Raw genomic sequence first — 9,638 nt, forward strand, 5'->3', positions numbered from 1 at the left:
GCGCCCCCTGTCCTGTCTATCTTCTTGCTCTCATCTCTATCCATTCCTGCTGGCTTATAAGCACATCTCTGGGTTTAGAGCCTTCCTGTGGACCTATGATCCCCATTTCCTCTATCTCGTCCATAATTCGTGAAGCCCTTGAAAAGCCCAGCTTCAGCTTTCTCTGTAAGAACGAAGTGGAAGCCTGTCCCGTCTGGACTATTATGGAGATAGCCTGGTCTATAAGCTCATCATCTGCATTTACCACAACGCTGTCCGAGCCGCCGTCATCCGAAGCGCCCTTGACCTGAGGGATATTCTCCTCAACGCCGTGCATAACTTCCTCGCTGTACTGTGTGGGATGCTCGCTTTTAAGGAACTCCACAACTGCGCTTATCTCCTCGGTGGAAGCGTAGCCGCTTTGTATTCTTATGGGGTTTTTAACACCCACCGGCTTGTAAAGCAGATCTCCGTTGCCAAGGAGTTTTTCCGCTCCGCCGTAGTCAAAAATAACACGTGAATCCATAATGCTGGAAACGCTCAATGCGACCCTTGATGGGATATTTGACTTGATAAGTCCCGTAATAACGTCCTTTCTCGGGGACTGTGTGGCAATTATCATGTGTATGCCTGCGGCTCTTGCGATCTGGGCGATACGGCATACGGTATCCTCCACCTCGCTCTTTGCCGCCATCATAAGGTCGGCAAACTCGTCGATAACAATAACTATCTGCGGCAGTATATCAAGCTTTGCAATTTCCTCATTTCGCTCTCCCTCAGGCTTTTTGCGCTCCTGCTTTACCATAGCATTGTACTCGAACAGGCTCTTGACGTGGTTTGCTTCAAGCCTGTTGTAACGCTTTATAGTCTCGTTAAGTGCCCAGCCCAGCGCACCCGCTGCCTTCAAAGGCTCGGTGACAACAGGGATAAGCAGATGCGGAATATTGTTGTATATAGGAAATTCCACCTTCTTTGGGTCAATAAGTATAAGCTTGACCTCGTCGGGAGAAGCGTGGTACAAAATGCTGAGGATAATGGAGTTTGTAAACACCGATTTACCCGAACCGGTAGTACCTGCAACAAGCAGGTGGGGCATCTTTGCAATGTCTCCGATAACGATATTGCCCTCGATGTCCTTGCCCACGGCAAATGTCAGCTTGCCCTTTGCGCTGCGGTATTCCTCGCTGTCGATTAGTTCACGCAGCGACACCATTTCCCTGTGTGTGTTGGGGACCTCCACACCGATGCACGGCTTACCCGGTACAGGCGCAATACGCACGCTTGTAGCCGCAAGGTTAAGGGCAATATCCTCGGAAAGACCTGTTATCTTGTTTACCCTTACGCCGGCAGCCGGCTCTATCTCGTATCTTGTTACCGAAGGACCGTGGAAAACTCCCACTATCCTTGCCTTTGCAGCGTAGGTCTCCAACGTGGACACCAGCTTGTCCGCCTTTTCGTTTATCTCCTCCTGAGTGACCTCACTTGGCACCTTGCTCTTTGCGTATTTAAGAATATCAACAGGCGGATTTACATAAGCAGGCACCTTTTCCTCCTGCTCAAAAAGGGTGGTCTGTCCGTTCTTTTCCACATGGACCTCCACCTGCTCTTCCTGCTGAGGTGCTTCTTCCTTGTCCTGCTCAGCCTGTTCCTCCTTGGGCTGACCTGCCCTTTCCACCGCCTTGGCGATTATATCCTGAAGATCCTTTTTATCCTGTTCGTTATCCTTGCTATCTCCCTTTTCCGCCTTAGGCTTTATATCAAGCTCCGGCAGCTGTTTCGGATCAATATCCATATAGTCGTACTCTATGTAATCGGGTACGCCTTCTCTCTGCTGAAGCTCTCTTTCCTTCTTTTCCTGCTCAAGATACCTTGCAAAATCCACCTCTGCATCTGTCCTGCCCTTACGCAGACGTCTCCTCGATGCCTTGGGAGCTTTGAAAGGTGACCCCTGCGGCACTCCCTGTCTTTGCGATGCATAATTATCTGTCCGGCTCTGAGCCTTGTTCTCCGCCCTTTCAGCACGGTTGTATCTTTCCTCATTAACTGCATTGTAACCTTTTTTGAAAGGCTTTGAGATCGCCCTGAAAAGCTGGGGCAGTGTAATATCTGTAAGAAGCATGATAAACGTGAATATCATCAGAAGAATTATTATCGCCCCGCCAACACGCTTAAAGAGTGCAAGCAACGGCCAGCCCAGCACTGCGCTTGCAACTCCGCCGCCGCTGAGTTTTTTTCCGTTATCGAAAAGCCATTCCAGCTTTCTTGCCACCGAGCTTCCCTCGACGCTTCCCACCATGATTATCTGTGCCGCTGCGCTGAAAAGCAGCATGAGCACAGCACCCTCTATGACCTTTGCAAGAAGGGTGTTTTTGGTATAGTCCGAAGCTATCATCAATGCCACATAAATGAACATCGGCGCAAGCAGGAACACGGATATGCCGAACATACCCCTGTTGAAGCTGTAAAGTCTGAACCACAGTCCGTCGCCCTTGATAAAAGTCGCAAAAAGCTCGAATATCCCGAAAAAGAACAGGATGAACGACCAGAACCTGCGGTTTTCCTTTGCTTTGACATTCTTTCTTGCATCTGCCTTTGCGGCAGTCTTTTTAGCACCTGTGCCAGCCTTTGAGGCGGTTTTTTTAGCGGTGCTTTTAGTTCCTGCGGTCTTTTTAGCGGTATTCTTTTTTGTGGTAGCCGAAGTGTTTTTTGCCGCCATTTTAAAACATTTTCCTTTCAAAAATAACTGTCAAAAGTCGCAAAAAAGTCTGAAAACCCCTTCCAGACTTTTTTGACATATATGCTATGTATTATGCAAAAGTAATGGGTGAACCCTTTATCGCCTCGATTATGGATATAAGAAGCACAACGCCGCCCAGAGCCAGTGTGTAGATGGCAAATATCTTGAATCTGTCCGACTTGACCAGCCAGTTGATAAGCTTTATAGCTCCCAGACCCACAGACGCAGCAACTATAAATCCCACGAAGCAGTGTCCCCACTGGATAGCTGCGCCCTCCTTTATTGCCTTCAGGAGCTCTGACAGGCAGCCTGCGAGTATTGCGGGTATTCCCAGGATAAAGGAGTACTCCACAGCAGTAGCTCTTGAAAAGCCGCAGAAAAGCCCTGCGCTTATGGTAGAACCGGACCTTGAAACTCCCGGCAGCAAAGCAACGCCCTGGAAAAGTCCTACCACCACCGAGTCTCTTCCCGTGATATTAGCAGCCTGTTTTCTGCCGTTCATACACTTTGTGGAAAGGAAAAGGATAGCCGCCGTGTACAAAAAGCAAAGTCCCTCTGCAAAAATGCTTGAATCCTCTGCCACCGACTCGAACCAGCCCTTGAATATTACAAACGGCAAGAGGCAAAGTGTGGAAACGATGACCATGACCACCATTCTTCTGTCAGCGTTAGCTTCCTTCAGAGAGAACTTCTTGTGGCTTATATCCCCTATCATGGAGAAAAACTCTTTTATCATATTTATGATCCTTACACGGTACGCAACGAACACCGCAAGCAGAGTACCCAGATGCAGCACCGCCGAAAAGAAAAGTGCACCCTCTCCGCTGTTTCCGGTAAAATGCTGATAAAGGGAAAGGTGTCCCGAGCTGGAAACCGGAAGGAACTCTGTAAGTCCCTGAATGATAGCCTGGAATATGGCACTTATCAAACTCATTGTTTTTTCCTCCCACAAAATCTATATTATTTTTAAAGATAAAATCCGTCCTTGCTGAGATAATCCCTCGGGCAGGTGCTGAACATTGTCCTGCGCCGTTGCTCCCTGCACGGAAATATGTCCGTTCTGAACACATCATAAAGGTCAATCACCGTGAACATCACAGCTTATCACCTCTTTTTCCGAGCTGTTCTCTATCATATCGTAAAGGCAGTCTATAACATCGCTCAGTCCGCCCAGCTTATCAATAAGTCCTTCTTTTACCGCCGTTTCACCGTCAATGACCGAGCCCACGTCCATGACCAGCTGCCCTGTGGCAAGCATAAGCTCCCTGAAACGCTCCGGTGTCATCTTTGAGTTTTGGCACACAAAACGCACTATCCTTTCCTGCATCTTGTCAAAGTAGGAAAGTGTCTGCGGAACTCCCAGCACCGTTCCGTTCATCCTCACAGGGTGAATAGTCATAGTTGCGCTGGGGACTATGAAAGACTTTTTTGCGCTCACCGCTAAAGGAACACCTATGGAGTGTCCTCCCCCCACCACCAGAGAAACTGTGGGAGTCTTCATACTTGCAATAAGCTCGGCAATGGCAAGTCCCGCCTCTACGTCACCGCCCACCGTGTTGAGGATTATTACCAGTCCCTCGATGGTCCTGTCCTGCTCGATAGCCACCAGGGCGGGTATTATGTGCTCATACTTTGTGGTCTTGTTCTGTGCCGGAAGGATATAGTGCCCCTCCACCTGTCCGATGATGTTCAGACAATGGATATTATGCTTTGCATTTGACAGCATCACGCTGCCGAATTCCAATATTTCGTCCTTCTTCTCGTCCTGCAAACAAGCTTCGTTTTCGCTGCTTTCACACATACGCTCACTCTCCTTCTAACAAGAGTATTCGCAGCGGTGTGAAAAATATGCAAAAAACGCCGTCATAACCTATTTAAGTATATCACACAACCCCCTCATTGTCAACCGCAAAGCCCCCTGTTTTTACGAAAAAATGCAGGAACTGTGACACGTTCCTGCATTATAACTTTCATTTCTTATTTCTTTGCCGCATACTCCTTGGAGACCACCTGGTCAACCCACTGTACAAGGCTTACAAAGCTGTCCTTGTCGTAGCAGGCAAAGAACTTGTTGTCCGGCTGGTTCACATGTGTGAGATTATCCACAAAGCACCACCCGTCCGAGGACATGGTCATAGCATACTGGTCTGCGGAATTGATGCCGAAGGTTATCTGAACATAATCAAGCCCCTCGTTGCCGTCGGGCATGGTAGTAGAGCCTGCCTTGCCGAAGCTTTTGACCATTTTTGAAAGCTCGGTGTAATCGTCAAAGCTCTGAACGTAGCACTCTCCTGTGTCGCTGCCTATCTTCATCCTTATCCTTGCATATGACGCTTCGTAAACGTAGTAGTTGTAATACTCATCAAAACAGATGTAATAGGACGCACCGCTTCGTGTCGCCTTGTAGTACGCACGGTAGCTTTTGGCGGTATTTATGCTCTGGGGCTCGCACTTTTCCAGCGTATCCCACAGGCTATTCCCTGCCGGGTACTCCACCGTGGGAGTTCTCACCACACGGGGGTCAATGTCCAGGGTGAACCTCTGTACAGGTTCAGGTGCTCCCGGCACCTGTTCGGCATGAGCATTAACGGATATGGCAGTTGCCCTGAATCCAACCGTACTGCTGTCTGCCTTTACCGCCGCACCGCTGCTTGTCATCGTGTAATAATCCGAGGGCTTTTTGTGCTCCCTGTCGGAATAACAAACCAGCAGATCCCCCGACACCGCAGTTATATCGTATATCTTGTCCGCCTTTATTACCACATTCCCATGGGAGTCAAGCAGTCCCACATACTCACCCTCGCCGTATGTGTAAAACATTCCGCCAATGCACTTTTTGCACTCATGATCCTTAAAAGGCTGCTCTTTTACAGGCACCTCCGCATTGTCCTTGTCAAAGCTCTTATATACCTCTCTGGACAGCATATCCGGTTCCTTCTGCGCACTCATGAACTCGGGGAATGTATATTTCTTCACCGACACAGTAGACGGGTTTGCAGAGGATTCGGAGACTGACGACGATGAGGATTCCTGCTCACCGCTGTCTTTTTTCTTTTCACAGCCTGCAAGAGTAAAGCACAAAGCCGCTGCCGCTGCCAGCAGCAGGACTCTTCCGCCTGACCTCATCTTTTTCGCCTCCCTTTTTATTCTTAAATTTTCTTGAACTGCTGAACGATCATTGCAACTATCACCATAAGCAAATTGTACCCCAGCACCGCAGATGCGCTTATCTGGGCAAATGCTCCGGTTATGCTCATTATAAGGCACAAAAGTGCCCCCATAGCCATGCCGCCGAACTGGAATGCAACGCCGAGGTCTGCTGCATTTTTAAGCTTCTTTGCCCCCAGTATAAGCATAGCCAGCGACTGAAAGTGACCGCTGCATACCACCGATGCAGATGTTTTCGGAACATAGTCTGTCTGCTCGTCGTAATCCTTGTGATACCGAAACGGCAGAAATTTAACAGAATCGGGTTCAACGCCGAATGAATTGCAGATAAAGTCCTTGGTAAGGAAGCTGTCCACAGTTCTTATAACCGTAACAACGCCCTCGTTTTCAAGCTCCTGCATCCAGCCGGAGATCGAAGGGCTCGCCATTGCCCTGACCACGAAAAGCGTGGTGACAACGCCGGATATTGAAAGGTAGACCGCAACGTTCTCCCCTGCATACTCCATTTCCTTTGCAAGAGGCGGAAGCCCCTCTATGGAGTGATTTTCCATAAGCTCCCTGGTTCCAAGAAGTATCCTTTTGTTTTCTATCCAGCCGGAAAGACCCTGTCCGTCCTCATATATATAGCTCTCCACAGGGTAAAGCATCTCGGTCTTTCCCCGGAGCATTTTGTAAAACGCAGATTTTAGTACGCTGTCTGCCTGGCATGAAAGGCTTGCCGCCATAAGTATGCATTCCTCCAGAGAGGTGGTGGAAAGCATCTTGAGTTTGATAAAGTCCACCATTCCCATGGGGAAAAGCTGCTTTGCCTCAACAAGCACCGAGTTGGTCTGTGAAAATTCGTCTACCGAGTTATACCCCATCATTATCGCCGAGTGTTTCAGATATTTCTGAGATGCCCTTGTCATAGGCATATTCACCACGAATATCAGTGCTATGGACGAGCACATACTAACCGTACCGGCATATGCCGCCAGAGCCACAAGGATCTTGTCCACAGGCGAAGATGCGCCCTTATCGAATACAAAGGACAAAAGTCCCAGAAGCAGTCCGCACAGCAGTATCATAGGACTTACTCTTCTTGAAAGAGCGTCCGCAGCATCTGTGCAGTAGCTGTTTTTCATAAAGTCCTTTACGAACTCGGTTTTTTGCATCTTTGCAAGCATGGGGTATTCGTCAACATACCCCTGGGTGAAGTTTGCCGCAACGTCCTCGTTCTCCACTGTTTTTACAGCGTATCTGTCATACTCTCCGGCGATATATCTGAAATTGTTTTCCGTGCGGTCAACTATCATAATTTTGCCGATAGTGTTACAAACAAGCCCTACTATCCCCACAACTATGTATATGTGATAATATCTTCCGCTCACCGAGCCTGTGGAGAAAAGAGCCATAAATCCCGAGAACAGTCCGCTTATCATGCCTATCGCCGCAATGGAGTCGCAATCTGCATTTGCGTTGATAAGGTTCTTTATTCCCGAGCGGATAACGGTATAGCCCTCAAATACCGCCACACCGCCCAACAGCACGTTCAGCACCGTATAAACAGCCGGGTGAACAGTCCTGTCGAATACGCTCACAAGTGCTATCCTGAAATCGTTTGCCAATGCCAGCAGCACTCCCACGACCGCCGCAATAACAAGCACAAGGAGTCTGCGGCGCAAGCTCATTTTCAGCTCAAGAATATCTGACAGCAGTTCCGGTGCCTGCTCAAAGCTCTCAAATTCGTCCCTTGAAGCTGTCTTGCCGCCTGATACCCTGTCAAATCCGTCGCTGCCGTCTTCGGTATCCAGCCTGAAATTCTCAACCTTTTTGCGTCTGCGTTTTGAAAGAAACTCCGAACGCTCCTCAAAGCTGGTGTTGTTGTCGGGTATCTGTGCCTTGTCAAATTCCTCTGTCTTTGGTATTATCTTGCCTGTAAGCCCCAGTTTAAAGTCTTTCAGACTTGCTCTGTTCTTGGGTGAAACATTCTCTCCCCGCTTCGCCTTCTGTCTTTTCATCTTTGACAGATTGCTGATAACTGCGGCGTTGCGTTCATTTCTCTCTCTGCGCTCTTCCTGCGCATCCTGAGGTGACTGCTGCTCGTCCTGTTCGTCACCCTCGGCATTGGTCGGGGAATCCTGTTCTCCCTCCGGCTCAGCCTCGCCCATCTGCTGGATAAGCTCCTGCTCGGCGGGCATATCAAGCGGCAGTGCATCTGCTGCGTTATTGATCTGCTGTGCAAATTCGTCCTGCCGAGTCTGCTGCTCAGCTTCCTGCTCAGCCTCGCTCTCTGACGGCTGCTCAGCGATAACAGGCTTTATATCCTCCTCGCTCTCCGGCGGGATCCACCTGTCCGGCTGACTGTCAAATTCCGTCGTAAAGCCTGCCATAGCCTTTGCCTGCTCGGTGCTTTCCTCCGCAGGCTGTTCAGCTTTCTTCTCCGGCTCCTTCTTTTTGCCCCCCAGCCTGTCCAGCCTTTCGTTATATTCAGATAAAAGTTCATCAATTGAGAAATCCTTATCCAAGATAAATCAACTCCCGTTTTTATTTGTTGCGCTGCCTTACTATCTCATACATGAAAATCCCTGCCGCTACCGAAGCATTCAGCGAGTTTATCTTTCCTGCCATGGGAAGACTTAAAAGAAAGTCGCATTTTTCCTTCATCAAACGGCTCATGCCAAATCCCTCGGAACCTATCACCAGTCCCACCGGACCGTCCATCCTTACGCTGTCATAGCTTTCGCCGCTTCCGTCTGTTCCATATATCCACACGCCGTTTTTCTTAAGCATATCAACCGTTGCTGCAAGATTTGCCACCCTTGCCACAGGCAGCCAGCTCGCTGCCCCTGCAGAGGATTTAAAGACTGTGTGATTCAGCGTTGCACTCCTGCGCTTGGGAATTATTACACCATGCGCCCCGGCAGCTTCAGCCGTTCTTATTATCGCACCCAGATTGTGAGGATCCTCTATCTCGTCACAGATTATAATAAACGGATCCTCGCCCCTTTCCGAGGCAATCTCCAGAAGCCTTTGCGGCTCCACATATTCTGCACACGCACCAACGGCAATAACTCCCTGGTGTGAAGCACCCTTTGCCATGTTGTTCAGCTTGATCTCGTTTACCCGCTTTACAAGGATGTCCTTTTCCTTTGCCATTTTGCAGATAAGAGTTATCGAACCCGTGGCATTGGGATTTACATATATCACATCTATGAGCTTGTCTGCCTTCAACGCCTCGATAACAGGGTTCCGACCTACTATAAGCTGGCTCTCCCACTGATCGCTATCAGCCCCATGCCCATTGTTTATGTTTTTTTCTCTCATATCTCTGTCTCTTTCCGATATTTAATAATATACCGATTTATTATAACATAAAAAATCTCAAAAGCCAATAGCTTTCGAGAATTTTCGTTATTTTTTATTATTTTGTGCTTTTATTAAATCCCTTATCGTCAATTTTACCAGTCTCCCACCCTATTGCTAAATCAGAATTTACCGCAGTACCCTTGCGTGGCAGCTGGGGGAAACCCTTTTGGAGAAGGGTTATCCCCCAGACCCCCTTCCTAAACCTTTTATAGATTTTCGGCAATCGGGAGCCATGCCTCCCGATTGCCGAAAATATGTAGAAGTTCAAAAGGAGAGTTTGAGGAAAACTTTTCCCAAGAGAATATCTCCAACTGCTATGCAAGGATATTGTGGTAAATCCGAATTATCATCGTATGTTTGGTAAATAATTGAGGTGACCTCTTGAAAGTGTTTCCTCTTAATCTCT

6 protein-coding genes are annotated in these 9,638 nt (G+C 48.5%); all 6 read right to left on the reverse strand.

The window, feature by feature from the left end; all coding sequences use genetic code 11:
* Positions 1 to 16: 16 nt before the first annotated feature.
* Complete coding sequence (locus T494_RS12600; RefSeq protein ID WP_037344214.1) at positions 17 to 2,695, reverse strand: DNA translocase FtsK; 2,679 nt, start codon at positions 2,693 to 2,695, stop codon at positions 17 to 19.
* Between the two features lie 91 nt (positions 2,696 to 2,786).
* Positions 2,787 to 3,650 (reverse strand): undecaprenyl-diphosphate phosphatase, encoded by an 864-nt coding sequence (locus tag T494_RS0107220; protein WP_028505724.1) that lies wholly within the window; start codon positions 3,648 to 3,650, stop codon positions 2,787 to 2,789.
* A gap of 144 nt (positions 3,651 to 3,794) precedes the next feature.
* Positions 3,795 to 4,517 carry an ATP-dependent Clp protease proteolytic subunit gene (locus tag T494_RS12605; protein WP_081777253.1) on the reverse strand — a complete coding sequence of 241 codons (723 nt, stop codon included), beginning with the start codon at positions 4,515 to 4,517 and terminating at the stop codon, positions 3,795 to 3,797.
* 176 nt (positions 4,518 to 4,693) lie between these two features.
* Positions 4,694 to 5,842 (reverse strand): hypothetical protein, encoded by a 1,149-nt coding sequence (locus T494_RS0107235; protein ID WP_028505725.1) that lies wholly within the window; start codon positions 5,840 to 5,842, stop codon positions 4,694 to 4,696.
* Between the two features lie 23 nt (positions 5,843 to 5,865).
* On the reverse strand, positions 5,866 to 8,391 hold the full coding sequence (locus T494_RS12610) for a hypothetical protein (protein ID WP_051540192.1): 2,526 nt from the start codon (positions 8,389 to 8,391) through the stop codon (positions 5,866 to 5,868).
* Between the two features lie 19 nt (positions 8,392 to 8,410).
* Positions 8,411 to 9,190, reverse strand: a complete 780-nt coding sequence (gene rlmB / locus T494_RS0107245) for a 23S rRNA (guanosine(2251)-2'-O)-methyltransferase RlmB (RefSeq protein ID WP_051540195.1) — start codon at positions 9,188 to 9,190, stop codon at positions 8,411 to 8,413.
* Positions 9,191 to 9,638: the final 448 nt, after the last annotated feature.

Origin of the sequence: Ruminococcus sp. FC2018 (assembly GCF_000621805.1) — a bacterium.
Classification (GTDB): Bacteria; Bacillota; Clostridia; order Oscillospirales; family Ruminococcaceae; genus Hominimerdicola.

Bases quoted from the DNA above. Each gene is read 5' to 3' on its own strand.
- T494_RS0107220 (WP_028505724.1), bottom strand. From the start codon at position 3,650: ATGAGTTTGATAAGTGCCATATTCCAGGCTATCATTCAGGGACTTACA.
- T494_RS12605 (WP_081777253.1), bottom strand. From the start codon at position 4,517: ATGTGTGAAAGCAGCGAAAACGAAGCTTGTTTGCAGGACGAGAAGAAG.
- rlmB (WP_051540195.1), bottom strand. From the start codon at position 9,190: ATGAGAGAAAAAAACATAAACAATGGGCATGGGGCTGATAGCGATCAG.
- T494_RS0107235 (WP_028505725.1), bottom strand. From the start codon at position 5,842: ATGAGGTCAGGCGGAAGAGTCCTGCTGCTGGCAGCGGCAGCGGCTTTG.
- T494_RS12600 (WP_037344214.1), bottom strand. From the start codon at position 2,695: ATGGCGGCAAAAAACACTTCGGCTACCACAAAAAAGAATACCGCTAAA.